Source organism: Pseudomonas brassicacearum, assembly GCF_009601685.2.
Taxonomy (GTDB): domain Bacteria; phylum Pseudomonadota; class Gammaproteobacteria; order Pseudomonadales; family Pseudomonadaceae; genus Aquipseudomonas; species Aquipseudomonas kilonensis_B.
Window position 1 is genome coordinate 1,808,418 of record NZ_CP045701.2, and the last position, 20,190, is coordinate 1,828,607.

A 20,190-nucleotide genomic window follows, 5' to 3' on the forward strand; every position below is an offset into this window, starting at 1 on the left:
GAGGGGCGTGGCCCAGGGCCGCGCCTCGTCTAACGGAGTGTTTATGGTAGTTAAAGTCCTGGTGGTGGACGATTCGGGGTTTTTCCGCCGCCGCGTCTCGGAAATTCTTTCGGCGGACGCGAGTATTCAGGTCGTCGGTACCGCGACCAACGGCAAAGAGGCGATCGATCAGGCCCTGGCACTCAAGCCGGACGTGATCACCATGGACTACGAGATGCCGATGATGGACGGCATCACGGCCGTGCGGCATATCATGCAGCGCTGCCCGACCCCGGTATTGATGTTCTCGTCCCTGACCCATGAAGGCGCCCGGGTGACCCTCGATGCGCTGGACGCCGGGGCGGTGGATTTCCTGCCGAAAAATTTCGAAGACATTTCGCGCAACCCAGACAAAGTCCGGCAGTTGCTGTGCGAAAAGGTCCACAGCATTTCCCGCAGCAATCGCCGTGTCGGTGCCTACAGCGCATCGGCGCCAGCCCCTGTTGCGGCGCCCAGCCCGACGCCGGCTGCATCGAGCAGCTTCAATCCGGCACCGGCACGCAGTGCCCCGGCACCTGCGCCGGCTCGCCCGGCACCCGCCAGTACGTCGTCGCCGGCGCCCAAGCGCAAAGCCTACAAGCTGGTCGCTATCGGTACGTCCACGGGTGGCCCGGTGGCGCTGCAGCGGGTCCTGACCCAGTTGCCGGCCAACTTCCCGGCCCCCATCGTGCTGATCCAGCACATGCCGGCGGCCTTCACCAAGGCGTTTGCCGAGCGCTTGGACAAGCTGTGCAACGTCAGCGTCAAGGAAGCCGAGGATGGCGACATCCTGCGTCCAGGCCTGGCGTTGCTGGCACCGGGTGGCAAGCAGATGATGATCGATGGCCGCGGCGCGGTGAAAATCCTGCCCGGTGACGAGCGTCTGAACTACAAGCCCTGCGTGGACATCACCTTCGGTTCCGCGGCCAAGTCCTACGGTGACAAAGTTCTGGCGGTGGTGCTCACCGGCATGGGCGCCGACGGTCGCGAAGGCGCGCGCCTGCTCAAGCAGGGCGGCAGCGCGATCTGGGCCCAGGACGAAGCCAGCTGCGTGATCTACGGCATGCCGATGGCCATCGTAAAGGCCGATCTTGCCGACGCGGTGTACAGCTTGGACGACATTGGTAGACACCTGGTCGAGGCCTGCCTGTAATGGATGTGCTCAGCCTGATCGGCATCATCATGGCGTTCGTCGCCATCATTGGCGGCAATTATCTGGAAGGCGGTCATCTGGGCGCGCTGGCCAACGGCCCAGCGGCGTTGATCGTGCTCGGTGGCACCATCGGCGCGGCGTTGTTGCAGTCGCCCATGAGCGCTTTCAAGCGCGCCATGCAAGTGCTGATCTGGATTCTGTTCCCGCCCCGTGTCGACCTGGCCGGTGGTATCGATCGCGTGGTGAACTGGAGCCTGACCGCTCGCAAGGAAGGTTTGCTGGGCCTGGAAGGGGTGGCCGATGCCGAACCTGACAGCTACTCGCGCAAAGGCCTGCAATTGCTGGTGGACGGCGCCGAGCCGGAAGCCATCCGCAGCATCCTGGAAGTGGATTTCTACACCCAGGAAAGCCGCGACATCGAAGCGGCCAAGGTATTCGAAAGCATGGGCGGCTACGCGCCGACCATTGGCATCATCGGTGCGGTGATGGGCCTGATCCACGTGATGGGCAACCTGGCCGATCCATCGCAACTGGGCAGCGGCATCGCCGTGGCGTTTGTCGCCACGATCTATGGTGTGGCGAGTGCCAACCTGGTGTTGCTGCCCATCGCGGCCAAGCTCAAGTCCATCGCGTTGCGCCAGTCGCGCTATCGCGAAATGCTGCTGGAAGGGATCCTGTCGATCGCCGAAGGTGAAAACCCGCGCTCCATTGAGTTGAAGCTCCAGGGCTTCATGGACTAAGACCATGGCACGTCGCAGACACCGTGAAGAACACGTCAACCATGAACGCTGGCTCGTTTCCTACGCCGACTTCATCACGCTGCTGTTTGCCTTTTTTGTGGTCATGTATTCGATTTCGTCGGTCAATGAAGGCAAGTACAAGGTCATTTCCGAGGCGTTGATCGGCGTATTTACCGACTCCGATCGTGCCCTCAAGCCTATCCCCATTGGCGAAGAGCGACCAAAGACGATCACGCCGGCCAAACCCTTGGTCAAGGACAGCGAGCAGGTCGATGCCGGTATCGCCGGTGGTAGCGATCCGTTGAAAAGCATCGCCGACGACATCAGCGCGGCGTTCGGCGACCTGATCAGTTCCAACCAGATGACCGTGCGTGGCAACGAGTTGTGGGTCGAGATCGAGCTCAATTCCAGCCTGTTGTTCGGCAGCGGCGATGCCATGCCCAGTGACATGGCGTTCAACATCATCGATAAGGTCGCGGCGATCCTCAAACCCTTCGACAACCCGATCCATGTCGAAGGCTTCACGGACGACCAGCCGATCCGTACCGCGCAGTACCCGACCAACTGGGAACTGTCCTCGGCCCGTTCGGCGAGCATCGTGCGCATGCTGGCGATGCAGGGAGTGAACCCCGGTCGCCTGGCCTCGGTGGGCTACGGCGAGTTCCAGCCGGTCGCCAACAACGCCACGGCCGAGGGGCGTGCGCGCAACCGGCGGGTGGTGCTGGTGGTGTCGCGCAACCTCGATGTACGTCGTAGCCTGACCGGTACCGGTACCGCCAAGGCAACTCCAGATGCGGCATTGAAGCGGGCTGGCACACAAACTGCACCGGCTCCGGTCAAGTCGCCGGGAAGACAGAGTGCCGTCAATTCTCCGTCACCCGCTTTATAACCGAGCTATTTCTCGGTCGAGCCTGTTTCGGCCGGGAGGAACGATCCGAATGAGAGTCTGGGCAGTCGCCAATCAAAAAGGTGGTGTGGGCAAGACCACATCTTCCATCGCTTTAGCCGGGTTGCTGGCCGAGGCGGGCAAGCGCGTGGTCATCGTCGACCTGGACCCCCATGGCTCGATGACCAGCTATTTCGGCTACGATCCCGACAGCCTGGAGCACAGCAACTACGACTTGTTCCTGCACAAGGGTGCTGTGCCCGAGGGCTTGCCGGGGCAATTGCTGTTGTCCACCAGCAACGAGCGGATTTCCCTGCTGCCATCGAGCACCGCCCTCGCCACTCTGGAGCGACAGTCGCCCGGGCAAAGCGGGCTGGGCCTGGTGATCGCCAAGAGTCTGGCGCAGCTGTGGCAGGATTTTGATTACGCAATCATCGACAGCCCGCCGTTGCTGGGGCTGCTGATGGTCAATGCCTTGGCCGCCAGCCAGCAATTGGTGATCCCGGTGCAGACTGAGCACTTGGCGGTCAAGGGCCTGGAGCGCATGGTCAATACACTGGCGATGGTCAACCGCTCGCGCAAGCAGACGCTGGCCTTCAACATCGTGCCGACCCTGTTCGATCGTCGCACCCAGGCCTCCCTGGGCACCCTGCGGGTGTTGCGGGACATGTACCCGGATGACATCTGGCAAGGCTACATCCCCGTCGATACCCGCCTGCGGGACGCCAGCCGCGCAGGTGTGACCCCTTCGCAATTCGATGGCAAGAGCCGTGGCGTGCTGGCCTACCGGGCGCTGCTCAAGCACCTGTTGGCCCAGCAGCTTGTTCCGCAGCAGGTGGCCTGATTGAAATCTCTGTATGTGGGGGCTGTAGGAGCTGGCGCAGCCTGCGATCTTTCAGTGAACCTGAATGTGCCGCAGATCAAAGTCAAAGGATCGCAGCCTTCGGCCGCTCCTACTCGGATGTCTGACAGTTTTGCAGGCTCAAGTCTCATGGCATTCATGCCGATAACCTCTTCAAGTGGCGCACTGTTCCTATGAGCCGCCCGATAAAGACAACCTCGCGTCCGCAAATGGCCCTGCAGTCCTATCTGGATGGGCTGCTGCAGGAAGCGACCGAAGAATTGCCGCCACAGCCAAGCGTGATCGAGGCGTTGCCCGAGAACGTCGAAGCCAAGGGGGAGCTGGATGAATTTCAGGCGGCCGTGCTCGAAGAGCAGGCCCGTGATGCACAGAAATCAGTAGTGGCTGCAGCGGTCGAGGCACCGTTTATCAAGCCTCAGGTAGCGGTCATGGACGCGCCTGCGCCGATCCTGGCGCCGGTCTCGACCGTAGCCCCGCTGCTGCAAGGCCTGGTGACGCCGGTGGTGGAAATCCATTTGCCACCGAGCAACCCACCGCCTCCGGTGCCGGGCGATGACCGGCCGGCCTGGGCTGCCGAGCCGTTCGAGTGTTTGTTGTTCGATGTGGCCGGGTTGACCCTGGCGGTGCCGCTGGTATGCCTGGGATCGATTTATTCCCTGGCCGGGCAGGAATTGACGCCGTTGTTTGGTCAGCCGGAATGGTTCCTCGGGATCCTGCCGAGCCAGGCCGGCAACCTGAAGGTACTGGATACGGCGCGCTGGGTGATGCCGGACCGTTATCGCGATGACTTTCGCCAGGGCTTGCAGTACGTGATTTCAGTGCAGGGTTACGAATGGGGGTTGGCGGTGCATCAGGTCAGCCGTTCGCTGCGCCTGGACCCGAACGAGATCAAGTGGCGCAGCCATCGAGGGCAACGGCCATGGCTGGCCGGTACGGTGATCGAGCACATGTGCGCCTTGCTGGACGTTTCCGAGCTGGCGGAGTTGATCGCCAGCGGTGGGGCAAAACATCTGGGCGGCAGCAAGAAGCCGGTCCAGAAACCGAAATAAGACAACCGGTGGCGCACAGCGTCGCCGGACAGAGTACACGCCGCCACAGGCGGTTTTTCGAGGGGTCAGGGTATGAATGATAAGGCGTCGTCTCAAAAGGGTTCTGAAGATCCGATTCTGCAATGGGTGACCTTCAAGCTCGATAACGAAACCTACGGCATCAACGTGATGCGTGTTCAGGAAGTGCTGCGCTATACCGAGATCGCTCCGGTACCGGGTGCACCGAGCTACGTGCTGGGCATCATCAACCTGCGTGGCAACGTGGTCACGGTAATCGATACCCGCCAGCGCTTCGGCCTGATGAATGCCGAGATCAGCGATAACACCCGGATCGTCATCATCGAAGCCGACAAGCAAGTGGTTGGCATCATGGTCGACAGCGTCGCCGAAGTGGTTTACCTGCGTCAGTCGGAAATCGAGACTGCGCCGAACGTGGGTAACGAAGAGTCCGCCAAGTTCATTCAGGGCGTGTGCAACAAGAACAACGAGTTGCTGATTCTGGTTGAACTGGACAAGATGATGAGCGAAGAAGAGTGGTCGGAACTGGAGAGTATCTGATTTGATTCTTGAGGTAGCAGTCATTGTCCTGTTCCTTTTCTGGGCAGGCACGCTGGCGATGTTCTTGGCGTACATACGTGGCCAGCGGCAGATCGCCGCTCAGCAGGCCCAGGGCGATGCGCTGCGCGACCAGCGCATCAAGGACCTGGCCAAGCGCGTCGACGATTACCAGAACGGCACCGTGCGCATGGGCGAAGCGCTCCATGAGCTGCGTGCCGTGGTCGCGCCGTTGCCGGATAAACTCGCCCAGTTGGAACAGCGCGACCCCTCCAGCCTGTCCTTCGCCCAGGCTGCCCGCCTGGTGGGTATGGGCGCCAGCGTCGACGAACTGACCCAAGCCTGCGGCCTGACCCAGGCCGAGGCGGAGTTGATGAGCAAGCTGCACAAGGGCGACTGATCGCCATGTAGGAGCTGCCGAGCAACGCGAGGCTGCGATCTTTTGATCTTGATCTTGATCTTGATCTTGATCTTTCGCTTGAGATTCAACTGTCAGCAGAAAGATCGCAGCCTCGCTTCGCTCGGCAGCTCCTACACAGCGCCTGACCTTCAACTCGTTGAAGGCTCAGTAATCGTCACCGCGGTCGGTCACATCCTTCTCGACGCTCGGCGCATTCGGGTCATGGCCCTGGGGAAACTTGCCCTTGAGGTTCCAGGCAAAGGCGATGATTTCGGCAATCGTGCGATACAACTCTTCCGGGATGCTGTCCCCCAGCTCCATCCGCGCCAAGAGTTTCACCAGCTCGGCATTTTCATAGATCGGTACTTCGCTTTCGCGGGCGATGCGCAGGATTTCCTCGGCCAGGGCTTCGTCGCCCTTGGCGGTGAGGGTGGGGGCGTGGTGACCGTCGTACTTGAGGGCGATGGCCTGGCGGGGTTCGGTGTGGGTTGTCATGCGGTTTCGTCTACCCAGCGTTGTTCCAGGCGGGTCTTGGGGCCTTGGGGCGGGGTGCCGAGGTGGCAGTCCAGGTCGCCGACGTTCAGGCCACAGGTCACCAGGCGCTCACGCAATGCTGTCAGGTTGCTTTCGATCAGGCTCGCGGTGTACGGCCGTTCCGCCCACAACTGGCTGGACAGGCTGCCGCTGAGCAACTGCGCCTGAACCTGCAACGGGCCTAACGGTTCCATGTCGAACGCCAATTCCACCCGCCAGAGCTGCTGCTTCGGCTCGCGTTCTTCCCGGCGTTCGTCTGGTTGTTCCCGGGGCGGGGTTTCCTCGCGCTGGAACTTGACCTGCAACGGCACGATGTCCTGCAGGTTGCGCATCGGGATTTCCAATTGCCAAGTGCTCATCAGCCGACCGTCGTCGGTCAGGCCGGTCTGTTCCAGGCTCGACAACTGATGGCTTTGCAAGCGTGACACGGCGGCAGCGGCCAGGCGCAACAGGTGTTCCAGGTTGCCTTCTTCATCCTGGCCTTTCATCAGGCGCGAGGGCAGTGGGAAGCTGGTGGGTTGGGGCTTGGCGCTGACCTGGCCGAGGGTTCCCAGGGCATTGCGGACAAAACTGGGCAGCACCTGGGCCAGGGTGTTGGCGGCAATGATGGCCGTGAGGTTGGTGGAGGCGGGCAGGGCCGGGGTCAGTTGGGCGATCAGCTTGAGCAGGTCGCCTTTGAGGTCCGGTGCCGGCCCCGGCAGCTGCCCGGCGAGCAACTTGCTTTCCAGGAACACACCGCTGGCGACCATGGCTTGGGCCAACCCCTTGGGCGTGCTCAACTGCTGGACATCCGGCAGGCTGGCCAACAGGCGTGTCACCGCGGCGCGCAGCTCGGCACCGGTGTCGTCAGTGGCCGGCAGGTTTTGCAGGGCCGTGATCAGGCTGTCCAGCGAGCCCTGGCGGCTCACTTGGGTGACCAGTTGCTGGCTCACAGCCAGTTGCTCCTGGCGGTTGCTCAGCGGAACGAATTTCAGCGTCTGGGTATCTTGCACCTGGGCACTCAAGAGTGTGCCGATGCGCAGTGGTTGCGGGCTGTCGATGTCCAGGGTATTGCCAGCCTGGGCGGTGTTGAGCAGGCTCACCAATGACCGATAGACCGCCGGTTGCCCAGGCAACTGCGGCAACGCCTGACTGGTCAGCACTTTACCTTGCAGAAGGGTGCCGACCGGCATCTGCGCCGTGTCGATGCGCGTCAAGGTGGCGACGCTGGAGGCCACGGCCTGTTGCACGGCGATCGCCAGGTTGCTGGCGGACGGCTGGGTCACGGCCAGGCTGGTGCCTTGGGGCAACGGCTGGGTGCTGGTGGCCTGCACGGTGGTCTGGCGGCCGCTCTCCAGAGTGACCTTGAGCAACAGCTGGAAAGTCTGGTCGGCCTGCTTGAGCGACAGCACTTCGGCCTGGGCGATCTGGCCCGAGCTGATCAGGCCTTCGGTCGGCACCAGCAGTTTGAGCAACTCGCCACTGACCACTGGCGCGCGCGTCGTTGCCGTGGGCTGGGGCACCGGCAGGATGTTCATGTCGCCTGTCATTTGCGGTCTTACCTTGGGGAAATAAGCTCTCTTGAGAGTGGGTTAGGGCATGTATAATGCCGCCCGTCTTTCAGGGAGTGGCGAAAACCTTGCAATTGTTTGACGCAGCTCTGTGGAACAGGCCGTCAATGCATCTATGCTGCACCACTTTAACGGCCGCTGCACCGCCGACTTGAACCGTATAAGGCCCGCGATCCCTTGACCAGTCCTCTCCTGCAAACCGTCGGCCTCGCCTGTGAGCGAGACTTGCGACTGCTTTTCGAAAATCTCGAATTGAGACTCTCGCGTGGCGATATGGTGCAAATCAGTGGTCCCAACGGCAGCGGCAAGACCAGCCTGCTGCGCCTGCTGGCCGGGTTGATGCAACCCACCGCAGGCCAGGTGTTGCTCAATGGCCAGCCCTTGCACAGCCAGCGCAGCGAACTGGCCCGCAATCTGCTGTGGATCGGCCATGCCGCCGGTATCAAGGATTTGCTGACCCCCGAAGAGAACCTCAGTTGGCTCTGCGCATTGCATACGCCGGCCGGCCGCGAAGCGATCTGGCAGGCGTTGGCGGCGGTAGGGCTGCGCGGCTTCGAAGACGTGCCGAGCCACACCTTGTCCGCCGGCCAGCAACGCCGCGTGGCCCTGGCCCGGCTGTACCTGGACAGCCCACCGTTGTGGATTCTCGACGAGCCGTTCACCGCCCTGGACAAGCAGGGCGTCGCGCAGCTCGAAGAACACTTGGCCCGGCACTGTGAAAATGGCGGCATGGTGCTCTTGACCACCCACCACACGCTGACGCGGATGCCGGCCGGTTATCGCAACATTGATCTGGGGAACTGGGCCGTATGAGTGTGTTTGGCCTGTTGCTTGCCCGCGAGGCGCGCCTGCTGTTCCGTCGTCCGGCCGAATTGGCCAATCCGCTGGTGTTCTTCGCCATTGTCATTGCATTGTTCCCGTTGGCGGTCGGGCCGGAGACTCAATTGTTGCAAACCTTGTCTCCGGGACTGGTCTGGGTCGCTGCGCTTTTATCGGTCCTGCTCTCGCTGGACGGGCTTTTCCGCAGTGATTTCGAAGACGGCTCACTGGAACAGTGGGTCCTTTCGTCGCACCCCCTGGCCCTTCTGGTTTTGGCCAAGGTACTGGCACACTGGGTTTTTTCCGGCCTGGCACTGGTATTGCTCTCGCCACTGCTGGCGATGATGCTGGGGCTGCCTGGCGCGTGCATGCCAGTGCTGCTGGTGTCGCTGCTGCTGGGTACACCGGTGCTGAGCCTGCTCGGTGCGGTGGGTGCGGCGTTGACGGTGGGGTTGAAGCGTGGTGGCCTGCTGCTGGCGCTGCTGATCCTGCCGTTGTATATCCCGGTCTTGATCCTGGGCAGTGGTGCCTTGCAAGCGGCGTTGCAAGGCATGCCCGCGACCGGTTATCTGCTGTGGCTTGGGAGCCTGACCGCCCTGGCGATAACCCTGACACCCTTTGCAATAGCCGCTGGCCTGAAAATCAGCGTCGGCGAATAATAACGAGGCCTGGTCAAAAACTGACCACTTCTTTGGAAGTAAAGGCTGCCCCGGCGGTTCGTGACGGCGAGCCGCAACCGTGATGGAAACAGCAATGAACTGGACCTGGTTTCACAAGCTCGGCTCACCCAAGTGGTTCTACGGCATCAGCGGCAAACTGCTCCCATGGCTGAGCATCGCTGCACTGTTGTTGATTGGTTCTGGCGTGGTCTGGGGCCTGGCCTTCGCACCGCCGGACTACCAGCAAGGCAACAGCTTCCGCATCATCTACATCCACGTGCCCACGGCGATGCTGGCTCAGTCCGTCTACGTGATGCTGGCGGTGTGCGGTGTGGTCGGGCTGGTGTGGAAGATGAAGCTGGCCGACGTGGCCCTGCAATGCGCCGCGCCCATCGGCGCCTGGATGACCGCCGTGGCGTTGGTCACCGGGGCCATCTGGGGCAAGCCGACCTGGGGGTCGTGGTGGGTCTGGGATGCGCGACTGACGTCGATGCTGATCCTGCTGTTCCTGTACTTCGGTCTTATTGCGCTGGGCAACGCCATCAGCAATCGTGACAGTGCCGCCAAGGCCTGCGCGGTACTGGCGATTGTCGGCGTGATCAACATCCCGATCATCAAGTACTCGGTGGAGTGGTGGAACACCCTGCACCAGGGCGCAACCTTCACCCTCACCGAAAAACCGGCGATGCCTGTCGAAATGTGGCTGCCGCTGTTGCTGACCGTGCTGGGTTTCTATTGCTTCTTCGGTGCGGTGCTGTTGCTGCGCATGCGCCTGGAAGTGCTCAAGCGCGAGTCCCGGGCCAGTTGGGTGAAGGCCGAAGTACAGAACAGCCTGGAGGCCGCTCGATGAGTTTCGCTTCATTCGGCGATTTCCTCGCCATGGGCCATCATGGCCTGTATGTCTGGTCAGCCTATGGCATTTGCCTGGTGGTGCTGGCCCTCAACGTGGCGGTGCCGATCCTGGCCCGCAAGCGGTATCTGCAACAAGAGGCGCGTCGTCTGCGCCGGGAGAACGGTCAGTGAATCCGCTGCGCAAAAAACGTCTTATCATCATTCTTGCGATCCTGGTGGGTGTCGGTGCCGCGGTCGCCCTGGCCCTGAGCGCCCTGCAGCAGAACATCAACCTGTTCTACACCCCGACCCAGATCGCCAACGGCGAAGCGCCCAAGGACACGCGCATCCGCGCTGGCGGCATGGTGGAAAAAGGCTCGCTGGAGCGCTCCGGGGATTCACTGGACGTGAAATTCAATGTCACCGACTTCAACAAGACCGTGACCATCACCTATCGCGGCATCCTCCCGGATCTGTTCCGCGAAGGGCAGGGCATCGTTGCCCTGGGCAAACTCAACGCCGAGGGCGTGGTGGTGGCTGACGAAGTGTTGGCCAAGCACGACGAAAAATACATGCCGCCGGAAGTGACCAAGGCCCTGAAAGACAGCGGCCAGTCGGCGCCCGCTCCCGTGAAGGAGGGTTGATCGATGACGACCGGCATCTTTATTCCCGAACTGGGCCACCTGGCGATGATCCTGGCCCTGTGCTTTGCCCTGGTGCAAGCCGTGGTGCCGTTGCTGGGCGCCTGGCGTGGCGATCGTTTGTGGATGAGCCTGGCCCAGCCGGCGGCATGGGGGCAGTTTGCTTTTATGCTGTTCGCCTTCGGTTGCCTGACCTATGCGTTCATGTCCGACGACTTTTCCGTGGAATACGTCGCCAGCAACTCCAACAGCGCCTTGCCCTGGTACTACAAGTTCAGCGCGGTGTGGGGCGCCCATGAGGGTTCACTGTTGCTCTGGGCGTTGATCCTGGCCGGTTGGACCTTCGCCGTTTCGGTGTTCTCCCGGCAGTTGCCCCAGGTGATGCTGGCCCGGGTCCTGGCAGTGATGGGCATGATCAGCACCGGTTTCCTGCTGTTTTTGATCGTTACCTCCAACCCGTTCGAGCGCATCCTGCCCCAAATGCCGACGGATGGCCGCGACCTCAACCCCTTGCTGCAAGACATCGGTCTGATCGTTCACCCGCCCATGCTCTACATGGGCTACGTCGGCTTCTCCGTGGCCTTCGCCTTCGCCATCGCCGCGTTGCTTGGTGGGCGCCTCGATGCCGCGTGGGCACGCTGGTCGCGTCCGTGGACCATCGTTGCCTGGGCCTTCCTCGGCATCGGCATCACCCTCGGCTCGTGGTGGGCCTACTACGAGCTCGGCTGGGGCGGCTGGTGGTTCTGGGACCCGGTGGAAAACGCCTCGTTCATGCCTTGGTTGGTGGGCACGGCGCTGATCCATTCCCTGGCGGTTACGGAAAAACGCGGTGTGTTCAAGAGCTGGACCGTGCTGCTGGCCATCGCGGCGTTCTCCCTGAGCCTGCTGGGGACGTTCCTGGTGCGTTCCGGCGTGCTGACGTCGGTGCATGCCTTCGCCTCGGACCCTGAGCGTGGCGTGTTCATCCTGATGTTCCTGCTGTTCGTGGTCGGCGGTTCGCTGACGCTGTTCGCCCTGCGTGCGCCGGTGGTCAAGAGCCAGGTCGGCTTCAACCTCTGGTCACGGGAAACCCTGTTGCTGGGCAACAACCTGGTGCTGGTGGTGGCCGCGTCGATGATCCTGCTGGGAACCTTGTACCCGCTGGTGCTCGACGCGCTGTCCGGCGCCAAGCTGTCGGTCGGGCCGCCGTATTTCAATGCGCTGTTCATCCCGCTGATGGCGATCCTGATGGTGGTGATGGCCATCGGTATGCTGGTGCGCTGGAAAGACACTCCGGTCAAGTGGCTGCTGGGCATGTTGACCCCGGTGCTGCTGGGCACGGCCGCCCTGGCCGTGGTGGCCGGCGTGGCGTATGGCGACTTCAACTGGGCGGTGCTGGCGACGTTCGTGCTGGCAGCCTGGGTGTTGCTGGCGGGTGTACGGGACATCTTCGACAAGACCCGGCACAAAGGCCTGATCAAAGGCCTGCCAACCCTGACCCGCAGTTACTGGGGCATGCAGGTCGCTCACCTGGGCATCGCCGTCTGCGCCCTGGGCGTGGTGCTGTCCAGCCAGAACAGCGCCGAGCGCGACCTGCGCCTGGCGCCGGGTGAGTCCATGGACCTGGGGGGCTACCAGTTCGTGTTCGAGGGCGCCAAGCATTTCGAGGGGCCGAACTTCACGTCCGACAAAGGCACCGTGCGGGTCATCCGCAACGGCCAGGAAATCACCGTGCTGCACCCGGAAAAACGTCTCTACACCGTGCAGAACTCGGTGATGACCGAAGCCGGCATCGATGCCGGTTTCACCCGCGATCTCTACGTGGCGCTGGGCGAGTCCCTGGGCGACGGCGCGTGGGCGGTACGGGTCCACGTCAAGCCGTTCGTGCGCTGGATCTGGTTCGGTGGCTTGCTCACTGGCCTGGGTGGGGTGCTGGCGGCGCTGGATCGGCGTTATCGAGTCAAGGTGAAAACCCGGGTGCGTGAAGCCCTGGGCGCGACGGGAGCCACTGCATGAAACGTTGGTTGATGTTGGTGCCGCTGGCGCTGTTCCTGTTGATGGCGGTGTTTTTGTACCGGGGGCTGTACCTGAATCCGACCGAGTTGCCTTCGGCGATGATCGGCAAGCCGTTCCCGGAGTTTTCCCTGCCATCGGTGCAGGGCGATAAAACCTTGACCCGTGCCGACCTGCTGGGCAAGCCGGCGCTGGTCAACGTGTGGGGCACCTGGTGCATTTCCTGCCGGGTCGAGCACCCGGTGCTGAACAAACTGGCCCAGAACGGCGTGGTGATCTACGGCGTCAATTACAAGGACGTCAATGCCGACGCCTTGAAGTGGCTGGCCGAGTTCCACAATCCGTATCAACTGGACATTCGTGATGAAGACGGTTCCCTGGGCCTGAACCTGGGTGTCTACGGCGCGCCGGAAACGTTCTTCATCGATGCCAAGGGCGTTATCCGCGACAAATTCGTCGGCGTGATCGACGAACAGGTCTGGCGCGAGAAACTGGCCGCCAAGTATCAGGCGCTGGTGGACGAGGCCAAGCCATGACGCGCTGGTTAGCCGCCGCCATCCTCGGCCTGAGCCTTGCCGGTGTGGCCCACGCCGCCATCGACACCTACGAATTCGCCAACGACGGCGAGCGCGAGCGGTTTCGCGAACTGACCAAGGAACTGCGCTGCCCCAAGTGCCAGAACCAGGACATCGCCGACTCCAACGCACCGATTGCCGCCGACCTGCGCAAGGAAATCTTCCGCATGCTCGGCGAGGGCAAGGACAACCAGCAGATCATTGATTTCATGGTCGATCGCTACGGTGAGTTCGTACGCTACAACCCCGCCCTGTCTTCCAAGACCGCGCTGCTCTGGTTCGGCCCCGCCGGGCTGTTGCTTGGTGGTTTCGTCGTCATTGCAGTGATCGTGCGCCGTCGCCGGGTCCAGCGCACGGCCGCCCCGGACACGCTTTCTGTCGAAGAGCGCCAGCGCCTCGACCAACTGTTGGATAAAACCAAGCATGATTGATTTCTGGCTCGCCGCAGGTCTGCTTCTTCTGGTTGCCCTGAGTTTTCTGTTGATCCCTGTACTGCGTGGTCGTCGCGCTCAACGCGAGGAGGACCGTACCGCGCTCAACGTGGCCCTGTACCAGGAGCGCGTTGCCGAACTGCAAGCCGAGCGGGAGGAGGGCGTGCTCAACGCCGCGCAGCTGGATACCGGTCGCGCCGAAGCCGCCCGTGAACTGCTCGCCGACACCGAGGGTGCCGATGTGCCGCGCGAATCCCGGTTGGGCAAGCCGTTGCCGTTGCTCGCCGCTGTGCTGGTGCCGGTGTTGGGCCTGGCGCTGTACCTGCATTTCGGCGCCAGCGACAAGGTCGAGCTGACCCGTGAATTCGCCCAAGCGCCGCAGTCGATGCAAGAGATGACCCTGCGCCTGGAACGTGCGGTGGCGGCGCAACCGGATAACGCCGAGGGCCTGTATTTCCTCGGGCGTACCTACATGGCGCAGGATCGGCCCGCAGACGCGGCGAAGGTCTTCGAGCGCACCGTGGCGGTGGCCGGTCGTCAACCCGAACTGCTGGGCCAATGGGCCCAGGCGCAGTATTTTGCCGATGGCAAGAAATGGTCGGACAAGCTCCAGGCGCTGACCGACGAAGCGCTGAAACTCGATCCGAAGGAAGTCACCAGCCTCGGCCTGTTGGGCATCGCCGCCTTTGAGGGCGAACGCTACCAGGACGCGATCGATTATTGGGGCCGCCTGCTGGTAGAACTGCCGGAGGGCGACAAGTCCCGTGAAGCGCTGCAGGGTGGCATTACCCGCGCCACCGAGAAGCTGCAAGCCAGTGGTGGCAAGGTCGCCCAGGCTCCGGTGGCCAAGGCTGCGGCACTGCTCAAGGTGCGCGTCGACCTGGCGCCAGCGCTCAAGGCCAAGGTGCAGCCGAGCGACAGCGTATTCATTTTCGCCCGCGCCGTTTCCGGCCCCCCCGCGCCGCTGGCCGCCAAGCGCCTGACGGTCGCCGACCTGCCAGTCACCGTAGAGTTGGGGGACGCGGACGCAATGATGCCGCAGTTGAAACTGTCGAACTTCCCTGAAGTCCAACTGGTGGCGCGTATCTCCCGGGCCGGCCAGCCGACCGCCGGGGAGTGGATCGGTCGCAGCCAGCCCTTGGCGAGCAGTACCACGGCGCAGCAACAACTGACCATCGACAGCCCGGATAAATAACAGGAATTCGCACCATGACCGCCATCGCTCGTATCACCCTGCTCACGCTCGTCATGGGCCTGAGCGCTTGTGCGGTCCAGCGGCCGCCGGAGCCCTCGGCGCCGCTGCCACCGATCCCTCCATCGACCCCGACCACCAAACCTGTCCCGTCAATGCCTCCGGGCAAGCCTGTCACACCGAACAAACCGGCCAAGCCGCTGCCGCGTACCTCCGCCAGCTTCGCCCCGCCACCGGGTGGCAACAGTCACTGGGACGCCAAGCTTGGGGTCTATGTGCTGGACAAGCAGACGAACACGTTCTATCGCCAGCGTACCTATTACCGCTGGAACAACGGTTGGAGCCGTTCCGTCAGCCCGAATGGCCCATGGGAAGACACCACCATCGAAGGCGTGCCGGCGGGCTTGGGTCGACAGTTTCATTGAGAAGCGGGAGACCTTGCCCCCGCGGGACTCTGTAGGAGCTGCCGAAGGCTGCGATCTTTTGATCTTTGATCTTTGATCTTTCGCTTTAGATTCAAGTGTTTGGGGAAAGATCGCAGCCTCGTTGCACTCGACAGCTCCTACACAGCTCCTACACAGCTCCTACACAGCGCCTACACAGGTCCTACCAGTTCCTACACAGAGGGAGTAAGCGCTCTCGCCACCCTAGCGTTCGGCCCAAGCGCATCGGCAGGCTGGGCTTTTTGTGTTTCTGAATATTCTTTGAACGAAATTTTCACCAAATCTTGCGGACAATCTCTCGCGCTCATATCGCCGCCGGTTATTTAATGGCAATGCCATAGCCGTTCGTGCAACATCTGCGCACTCGCGCAAGCCCCGATGCCAGCTTTGGCCAATAGAGGGCGCGCCGTTGTTTCTTTTGTCACTCCAACTCCAATAGGGTCCTTAAACGACATGGCAATCCCGGACGCCCTGAGTCAGCAGCGCAATACGCATCGCCTGCTGCAACCGACCGTCAAATCGCACCTGTCCTACACGTTGCTTTGCGCCCTGGTGATGATGGTCATGTTCAGCCTGCTGCGCGTGGCGCTGCTGGTCTATAACCGCGAGATGATCCTCGACACCCCGGCCTCGACCTTCGTTGAAGCGTTCGTCAACGGCCTGCGTTTCGACTTGCGCCTGGTGGTCTACCTCAGCATTCCGTTATTGCTGGCGTTGTTCAGCACAAGGGCCATGGCGGCTCGTGGGTTCTTTCGTTTCTGGCTGACCGTTACCTCCAGCATCGCGCTGTTCCTGGGCTTGATGGAAATGGATTTCTACCGTGAATTCCACCAGCGCCTCAACGGCCTGGTCTTCCAGTATGTCAAGGAAGACCCGAAAACCGTGATGAGCATGCTCTGGTACGGTTTCCCGGTGGTGCGCTACCTGCTGGCGTGGGCCGGCGGTACTCTCATCCTCAGCCTGGCGTTCAAGGGCGCCGACCGCGCCACGCGTCCCCGCGGGCCGTTCAGTGGCGGCACAATCGGCACCCGGCAGGTCGCCCCGTGGTATGGGCGTGTCGTGGTGTTCGTCGTTTGCCTGCTGGTCGCCGTGACAGCCGCGCGTGGCACCTTGCGCCAAGGGCCGCCCCTGCGCTGGGGCGACGTCTACACCACCGATTCGAACTTCGCCAACCAGTTGGGCCTCAATGGCACGCTGTCGCTAGTGGCCGCAGCCAAGAACCGGATGTCCGAAGAGCGTGACAACATCTGGAAGGCCACCCTCGAGCAACCGCTGGCGCAGCAGACCGTGCGCGACATGCTGGTGATGCCCGACGATAAACTCGTGGACCCCGAGACAGCCGCCGTGCGCCGCGACTACACGCCGCCGGCGGACAAGACCCTGCCGATCAAGAACGTGGTCGTGATTCTCATGGAAAGCATGGCCGGTCACTCGGTGGGCGCCCTGGGTGCGCCGGGCAACATCACGCCTTACCTGGACAAGCTGTCCAAGGAAGGCCTGCTGTTCGACCGTTTTTTCTCCAACGGCACCCACACCCACCAAGGCATGTTCGCCACCATGGCGTGTTTCCCGAACCTGCCGGGTTTCGAATACCTGATGCAGACGCCGGAGGGCAGCCACAAGCTGTCGGGCCTGCCGCAACTGCTCAGCGCCCGTGACTACGACGATGTGTATGTCTACAACGGCGATTTTGCCTGGGACAACCAGTCGGGTTTCTTCAGCAGCCAGGGCATGACCACGTTCATCGGGCGTAACGACTTCGTGAACCCGGTGTTCTCCGATCCGACCTGGGGCGTGTCCGACCAGGACATGTTCGACCGTGGCCTGATCGAGCTCAAGGCGCGGGAAAACGGCAAGCCGTTCTATGCCTTGCTGCAAACCCTGTCCAACCACACGCCCTATGCGTTGCCGACGCCGTTGCCAGTCGAGCGGGTCACCGATCGTGGCAGCCTGAACGAACACCTGACCGCCATGCGCTACTCCGACTGGGCGTTGGGCCAGTTCTTCGAGAAGGCCCGCAAGGAGCCTTATTTCAAGGAAACCCTGTTCGTCGTGGTCGGCGACCATGGCTTTGGCAACGAACGTCAGATCACCGAGATGGACCTGGGCCGTTTCAACGTGCCGATGCTGTTGATCGGCCCGGGCGTCCAGGAAAAATTCGGCCAGCGTAACCACACCGTGGGCACCCAGGTCGACATCGTGCCGACCATCATGGGCCGGATCGGTGGGCAAGTACGCAACCAGTGCTGGGGCCGGGACCTGTTGAACCTGCCGCAAGGCGATCCCGGTTTTGGTGTGATCAAGCCGTCGGGCAGTGATCAGACCACCGCGATCATCCGGGGTGACACCGTCCTGATGCTACCGAAGGAAAAGGAAATGGCACCGAAGATGTATCGCTATGAACTGGGCGCCAACCCGCATGCGCAAATCATCCCGGATGCACCTGACACTGCCGAGATGAAACTCAAGCTCGAAGCTTTCCTGCAAACCGCGACCAAGAGCCTGTTGGATAACACCGCTGGTGTCGTGGACGGCAAGCCGGACTGATAAACGGTGCACATAAAAAAGAGGCCTGCAAAGGCCTCTTTTTTTTGCGCTTACTTAGTGGTTTATATCTTGCCCAGTAGTAGCAGGACCAACAGCACCACCAATACCACACCGATGATACCGGACGGGCCGTAACCCCAACTTCTGGAGTGGGGGAAGACTGGGAGACCACCGATCAGCAGGAGGATCAGGATAATGATAAGTATTGTGCCCATTGTAGATTTCCTTATTGGTCAGTTCTGGAGTGATGCAACTTCCAACTACCAGCGCGCATGCGTTAAATCCGGGCGGCTTAATAAGTCCGACCGTCGCGCCTTGTAAAAAATTCAAAGTTTTTATACGGCTACGGTTTGCCTTCGCCATTCAGCAATCTGATGGAGCGTGGGTCTGTTGAACGCCTTCGCTACACTCGACCCATCTCTCCCGGAACAACAAGGCTGTTTGCTATGCAAAATCGCATGATGATCACTGGTGCGGGCTCCGGCCTGGGTCGCGAAATCGCGCTGCGCTGGGCCCGCGAAGGATGGCGCTTGGCCTTATCGGATGTCAGCGAGCCAGGCCTTGTGGAAACCCTCAAGTTAGTGCGTGGTGCTGGTGGCGACGGCTTCATCCAGCGTTGCGATGTGCGCGACTACAGCCAGTTGACTGCGTTCGCCCAGGCCTGCGAAGAGAAGTTCGGCGGTATCGATATCATCGTCAACAATGCCGGCGTGGCCTCGGGCGGCTTCTTCAGCGAACTCTCCCTGGAGGATTGGGACTGGCAGATCGCAATCAACCTGATGGGCGTGGTCAAGGGCTGCAAGGCGTTCCTGCCGCTGCTGGAAAAGAGTCGCGGCAAGATCATCAACATCGCTTCCATGGCAGCCCTGATGCAGGGCCCGGCCATGAGCAACTACAACGTGGCCAAGGCGGGTGTCGTGGCGCTCTCGGAGAGCCTGCTGGTGGAGCTGGCGCAGCAGGAAATTGGCGTACACGTGGTGTGCCCGTCATTCTTCCAGACCAATCTGCTGGACTCCTTCCGCGGTCCGACCCCGGCCATGAAAGCCCAGGTTGGCAAGTTGCTGGAAAGCTCACCGATCAGCGCCACGGATATTGCCGACTACATCTACCAGCAGGTCGCCCAAGGCGAGTTCATGATCCTGCCCCACGAACAGGGACGCATGGCTTGGGCCCTCAAGCAGAAGAATCCCCAGTTGTTGTACGACGAAATGACCGTCATGGCCGACAAGATGCGCGCCAAGGCCCGGCAAAACCTCAATTGACCTGGCTGCCCGATGTCCTCAGGATGGCGCCATTCGGCCTTCCTGATGGACATCTGCATGCTCAATTACCTGTGGTTTTTTCTCGCCGCGCTGTTTGAGATCGCTGGCTGCTACGCCTTCTGGATGTGGCTGCGTCAGGGCAAGAGCGCCTGGTGGATCGCCCCGGCGTTGCTCAGCCTCACGTTGTTCGCCCTGTTGCTGACCCGCGTCGAAGCGACGTACGCCGGGCGCGCCTACGCCGCCTACGGCGGTCTCTATATCATTGCCTCCATTGGCTGGCTGGCGGTGGTGGAGCGGGTCCGGCCACTGGGCTCCGACTGGATTGGCGTGGCGCTCTGCGTGTTGGGGGCGAGTGTGATTCTGTTCGGGCCGCGGCTCTCGGCGCCCTGAAATAACGGTCGGTCCGACAGGGTTTTGCAGGAAGTTTCCGTCAGTCACAAGAACTTTGCTTGTAGGGCCTTACTGAATTCTCGCGGGTGTCTTGAGAACAGGAAACAGGCCGGGCATGGTCAGGGTCCAGACATTCTTAAGGACAAGAACCATGCTTGTATTAAGCCGCGCTGTAGGTGAGTTGATTTCCATCGGTGACGATATTTCCGTCCGTGTGCTGTCGGTCAGTGGCGGCACGGTGCGTTTTGGCGTGGAAGCGCCACGGCACGTCGATGTCCATCGCTCCGAAATCTACGACAAGATCCAGAAGAAAAAGGCCCATGCCACCCGCAAGGCCTGTTCAGTCGAATAGGTGTTTGGGCACGTCGTGCTTGAGCATCAGTTGGCACTGTTCACTTTCGGGGTCGAAGACGATCAACGCCTGGCCTTTGGTCAGGGCTTGCCTGACCCGCAGAACCCGCGTTTCCAGGGGCGTGTCGTCACCATTGTCGGTGCCGTCGCGGGTCACGAAATCCTCGATCAGGCGGGTGAGCGTATCGACTTCGAGTTGATCGTGGGGGATGAGCATGGGGTACCTCGGCTAGACAATAGGGCGATGCTACGGCCAACGGGCTTTTGCGGCTAGCCTTGGGTTCTATGGGGCTGTTCTGGCCCCATCGTG

At 61.7% G+C, this 20,190-nt stretch carries 25 protein-coding genes; 21 read left to right on the forward strand and 4 right to left on the reverse strand.

Translation table 11 applies throughout. From position 1 onward, the window contains the following. The first annotated feature begins 43 nt into the window (after positions 1–43). From GFU70_RS07900 to GFU70_RS07930, 7 genes are all read left to right on the forward strand, one after another. Positions 44–1,171 (forward strand): protein-glutamate methylesterase/protein-glutamine glutaminase, encoded by a 1,128-nt coding sequence (locus GFU70_RS07900; protein WP_058543541.1) that lies wholly within the window; start codon positions 44–46, stop codon positions 1,169–1,171. Beyond that, on the forward strand, positions 1,171–1,911 hold the full coding sequence (locus GFU70_RS07905; protein WP_003199135.1) for a flagellar motor protein: 741 nt from the start codon (positions 1,171–1,173) through the stop codon (positions 1,909–1,911). Before GFU70_RS07900 ends, GFU70_RS07905 begins: the two co-directional genes overlap by 1 nt. Before the next feature lie 4 nt (positions 1,912–1,915). After that, a complete protein-coding gene (gene motD, locus GFU70_RS07910) occupies positions 1,916–2,800 on the forward strand; it encodes a flagellar motor protein MotD (protein WP_058543540.1) in 885 nt (294 codons plus the stop codon). A gap of 49 nt (positions 2,801–2,849) precedes the next feature. Beyond that, the gene (locus tag GFU70_RS07915) at positions 2,850–3,641 is read left to right on the forward strand and encodes a ParA family protein (protein WP_058543539.1); all 792 of its coding nucleotides are present in this window, start codon (positions 2,850–2,852) and stop codon (positions 3,639–3,641) included. A gap of 191 nt (positions 3,642–3,832) precedes the next feature. Further along, a complete protein-coding gene (locus GFU70_RS07920; protein ID WP_058543538.1) occupies positions 3,833–4,708 on the forward strand; it encodes a CheW domain-containing protein in 876 nt (291 codons plus the stop codon). Positions 4,709–4,780: 72 nt separating this feature from the next. Continuing rightward, complete coding sequence (locus GFU70_RS07925; protein WP_003199144.1) at positions 4,781–5,266, forward strand: chemotaxis protein CheW; 486 nt, start codon at positions 4,781–4,783, stop codon at positions 5,264–5,266. Between the two features lies 1 nt (position 5,267). Continuing rightward, positions 5,268–5,663, forward strand: a complete 396-nt coding sequence (locus GFU70_RS07930; protein ID WP_058543537.1) for a DUF2802 domain-containing protein — start codon at positions 5,268–5,270, stop codon at positions 5,661–5,663. 165 nt (positions 5,664–5,828) lie between these two features. Here GFU70_RS07930 and GFU70_RS07935 read toward each other — a convergent pair whose 3' ends face one another. Together GFU70_RS07935 and GFU70_RS07940 are read right to left on the reverse strand one after the other, a co-directional pair. Next, positions 5,829–6,158, reverse strand: coding sequence for an EscU/YscU/HrcU family type III secretion system export apparatus switch protein (locus tag GFU70_RS07935; protein WP_014337186.1), 330 nt, complete (start codon positions 6,156–6,158; stop codon positions 5,829–5,831). Beyond that, complete coding sequence (locus GFU70_RS07940; protein WP_153387826.1) at positions 6,155–7,726, reverse strand: flagellar hook-length control protein FliK; 1,572 nt, start codon at positions 7,724–7,726, stop codon at positions 6,155–6,157. Before GFU70_RS07940 ends, GFU70_RS07935 begins: the two co-directional genes overlap by 4 nt. 198 nt (positions 7,727–7,924) lie before the next feature. On the opposite strand from GFU70_RS07940, the gene ccmA reads away from it, so the two are divergent. The 11 genes from ccmA to GFU70_RS07995 all read left to right on the forward strand — a co-directional run bounded on the left by ccmA (position 7,925) and on the right by GFU70_RS07995 (position 17,877). After that, positions 7,925–8,560, forward strand: a complete 636-nt coding sequence (gene ccmA / locus GFU70_RS07945) for a cytochrome c biogenesis heme-transporting ATPase CcmA (protein ID WP_058545029.1) — start codon at positions 7,925–7,927, stop codon at positions 8,558–8,560. Next, positions 8,557–9,225, forward strand: coding sequence for a heme exporter protein CcmB (gene ccmB, locus GFU70_RS07950; protein ID WP_003199151.1), 669 nt, complete (start codon positions 8,557–8,559; stop codon positions 9,223–9,225). The genes ccmA and ccmB overlap by 4 nt, the downstream gene beginning before the upstream one ends. 94 nt (positions 9,226–9,319) lie before the next feature. After that, on the forward strand, positions 9,320–10,075 hold the full coding sequence (locus GFU70_RS07955) for a heme ABC transporter permease (protein WP_003199153.1): 756 nt from the start codon (positions 9,320–9,322) through the stop codon (positions 10,073–10,075). After that, the gene (ccmD, locus tag GFU70_RS07960; protein WP_003199159.1) at positions 10,072–10,248 is read left to right on the forward strand and encodes a heme exporter protein CcmD; all 177 of its coding nucleotides are present in this window, start codon (positions 10,072–10,074) and stop codon (positions 10,246–10,248) included. The genes GFU70_RS07955 and ccmD overlap by 4 nt, the downstream gene beginning before the upstream one ends. Then, a complete protein-coding gene (gene ccmE / locus GFU70_RS07965) occupies positions 10,245–10,700 on the forward strand; it encodes a cytochrome c maturation protein CcmE (RefSeq protein WP_058545028.1) in 456 nt (151 codons plus the stop codon). Before ccmD ends, ccmE begins: the two co-directional genes overlap by 4 nt. Positions 10,701–10,703: 3 nt before the next feature. Further along, positions 10,704–12,692 (forward strand): heme lyase CcmF/NrfE family subunit, encoded by a 1,989-nt coding sequence (locus GFU70_RS07970; RefSeq protein ID WP_153387827.1) that lies wholly within the window; start codon positions 10,704–10,706, stop codon positions 12,690–12,692. Continuing rightward, the gene (locus GFU70_RS07975; RefSeq protein ID WP_057448502.1) at positions 12,689–13,225 is read left to right on the forward strand and encodes a DsbE family thiol:disulfide interchange protein; all 537 of its coding nucleotides are present in this window, start codon (positions 12,689–12,691) and stop codon (positions 13,223–13,225) included. The genes GFU70_RS07970 and GFU70_RS07975 overlap by 4 nt, the downstream gene beginning before the upstream one ends. Continuing rightward, positions 13,222–13,695 carry a cytochrome c-type biogenesis protein gene (locus GFU70_RS07980; protein ID WP_153387828.1) on the forward strand — a complete coding sequence of 158 codons (474 nt, stop codon included), beginning with the start codon at positions 13,222–13,224 and terminating at the stop codon, positions 13,693–13,695. The genes GFU70_RS07975 and GFU70_RS07980 overlap by 4 nt, the downstream gene beginning before the upstream one ends. Beyond that, positions 13,688–14,890, forward strand: a complete 1,203-nt coding sequence (gene ccmI / locus GFU70_RS07985) for a c-type cytochrome biogenesis protein CcmI (RefSeq protein WP_058545026.1) — start codon at positions 13,688–13,690, stop codon at positions 14,888–14,890. Before GFU70_RS07980 ends, ccmI begins: the two co-directional genes overlap by 8 nt. 14 nt (positions 14,891–14,904) lie before the next feature. Beyond that, positions 14,905–15,312, forward strand: coding sequence for a hypothetical protein (locus GFU70_RS07990; protein WP_058545025.1), 408 nt, complete (start codon positions 14,905–14,907; stop codon positions 15,310–15,312). Between the two features lie 471 nt (positions 15,313–15,783). Next, positions 15,784–17,877: an LTA synthase family protein gene (locus tag GFU70_RS07995; RefSeq protein ID WP_058545024.1), complete on the forward strand. Its 2,094-nt coding sequence runs from the start codon at positions 15,784–15,786 to the stop codon at positions 17,875–17,877. A gap of 62 nt (positions 17,878–17,939) precedes the next feature. On the opposite strand, the gene GFU70_RS08000 is transcribed toward GFU70_RS07995, so the two are convergent. Beyond that, positions 17,940–18,092: a DUF3309 family protein gene (locus tag GFU70_RS08000; protein WP_003183939.1), complete on the reverse strand. Its 153-nt coding sequence runs from the start codon at positions 18,090–18,092 to the stop codon at positions 17,940–17,942. Between the two features lie 231 nt (positions 18,093–18,323). Here GFU70_RS08000 and GFU70_RS08005 point away from each other — a divergent pair, with 231 nt between their 5' ends. The 3 genes from GFU70_RS08005 (at position 18,324) to csrA (ending at position 19,881) form a co-directional block, all read left to right on the forward strand. Then, positions 18,324–19,139 carry an SDR family oxidoreductase gene (locus GFU70_RS08005; protein ID WP_116642929.1) on the forward strand — a complete coding sequence of 272 codons (816 nt, stop codon included), beginning with the start codon at positions 18,324–18,326 and terminating at the stop codon, positions 19,137–19,139. Between the two features lie 57 nt (positions 19,140–19,196). After that, entirely contained in the window at positions 19,197–19,529 is a 333-nt protein-coding gene (locus tag GFU70_RS08010; protein ID WP_058545031.1) for a YnfA family protein, read from the forward strand. A gap of 151 nt (positions 19,530–19,680) precedes the next feature. Continuing rightward, positions 19,681–19,881, forward strand: coding sequence for a carbon storage regulator CsrA (gene csrA, locus GFU70_RS08015; protein ID WP_003199177.1), 201 nt, complete (start codon positions 19,681–19,683; stop codon positions 19,879–19,881). Here the strand turns inward: csrA and GFU70_RS08020 are convergent. Further along, positions 19,870–20,097 carry a YheU family protein gene (locus GFU70_RS08020; RefSeq protein ID WP_003199186.1) on the reverse strand — a complete coding sequence of 76 codons (228 nt, stop codon included), beginning with the start codon at positions 20,095–20,097 and terminating at the stop codon, positions 19,870–19,872. The two genes, csrA and GFU70_RS08020, sit on opposite strands and share 12 nt — an antisense overlap. Between the last annotated feature and the right edge of the window lie 93 nt (positions 20,098–20,190).

Coding starts and splice junctions, on each gene's coding strand:
- GFU70_RS07900 (WP_058543541.1), top strand. CDS start 44: ATGGTAGTTAAAGTCCTGGTGGTGGACGATTCGGGGTTTTTCCGCCGC.
- GFU70_RS07905 (WP_003199135.1), top strand. CDS start 1,171: ATGGATGTGCTCAGCCTGATCGGCATCATCATGGCGTTCGTCGCCATC.
- motD (WP_058543540.1), top strand. CDS start 1,916: ATGGCACGTCGCAGACACCGTGAAGAACACGTCAACCATGAACGCTGG.
- GFU70_RS07915 (WP_058543539.1), top strand. CDS start 2,850: ATGAGAGTCTGGGCAGTCGCCAATCAAAAAGGTGGTGTGGGCAAGACC.
- GFU70_RS07920 (WP_058543538.1), top strand. CDS start 3,833: ATGAGCCGCCCGATAAAGACAACCTCGCGTCCGCAAATGGCCCTGCAG.
- GFU70_RS07925 (WP_003199144.1), top strand. CDS start 4,781: ATGAATGATAAGGCGTCGTCTCAAAAGGGTTCTGAAGATCCGATTCTG.
- GFU70_RS07935 (WP_014337186.1), bottom strand. CDS start 6,158: ATGACAACCCACACCGAACCCCGCCAGGCCATCGCCCTCAAGTACGAC.
- GFU70_RS07940 (WP_153387826.1), bottom strand. CDS start 7,726: ATGACAGGCGACATGAACATCCTGCCGGTGCCCCAGCCCACGGCAACG.
- ccmB (WP_003199151.1), top strand. CDS start 8,557: ATGAGTGTGTTTGGCCTGTTGCTTGCCCGCGAGGCGCGCCTGCTGTTC.
- GFU70_RS07955 (WP_003199153.1), top strand. CDS start 9,320: ATGAACTGGACCTGGTTTCACAAGCTCGGCTCACCCAAGTGGTTCTAC.
- ccmD (WP_003199159.1), top strand. CDS start 10,072: ATGAGTTTCGCTTCATTCGGCGATTTCCTCGCCATGGGCCATCATGGC.
- GFU70_RS07970 (WP_153387827.1), top strand. CDS start 10,704: ATGACGACCGGCATCTTTATTCCCGAACTGGGCCACCTGGCGATGATC.
- GFU70_RS07975 (WP_057448502.1), top strand. CDS start 12,689: ATGAAACGTTGGTTGATGTTGGTGCCGCTGGCGCTGTTCCTGTTGATG.
- GFU70_RS07980 (WP_153387828.1), top strand. CDS start 13,222: ATGACGCGCTGGTTAGCCGCCGCCATCCTCGGCCTGAGCCTTGCCGGT.
- ccmI (WP_058545026.1), top strand. CDS start 13,688: ATGATTGATTTCTGGCTCGCCGCAGGTCTGCTTCTTCTGGTTGCCCTG.
- GFU70_RS07990 (WP_058545025.1), top strand. CDS start 14,905: ATGACCGCCATCGCTCGTATCACCCTGCTCACGCTCGTCATGGGCCTG.
- GFU70_RS07995 (WP_058545024.1), top strand. CDS start 15,784: ATGGCAATCCCGGACGCCCTGAGTCAGCAGCGCAATACGCATCGCCTG.
- GFU70_RS08000 (WP_003183939.1), bottom strand. CDS start 18,092: ATGGGCACAATACTTATCATTATCCTGATCCTCCTGCTGATCGGTGGT.
- GFU70_RS08005 (WP_116642929.1), top strand. CDS start 18,324: ATGCAAAATCGCATGATGATCACTGGTGCGGGCTCCGGCCTGGGTCGC.
- GFU70_RS08010 (WP_058545031.1), top strand. CDS start 19,197: ATGCTCAATTACCTGTGGTTTTTTCTCGCCGCGCTGTTTGAGATCGCT.
- csrA (WP_003199177.1), top strand. CDS start 19,681: ATGCTTGTATTAAGCCGCGCTGTAGGTGAGTTGATTTCCATCGGTGAC.
- GFU70_RS08020 (WP_003199186.1), bottom strand. CDS start 20,097: ATGCTCATCCCCCACGATCAACTCGAAGTCGATACGCTCACCCGCCTG.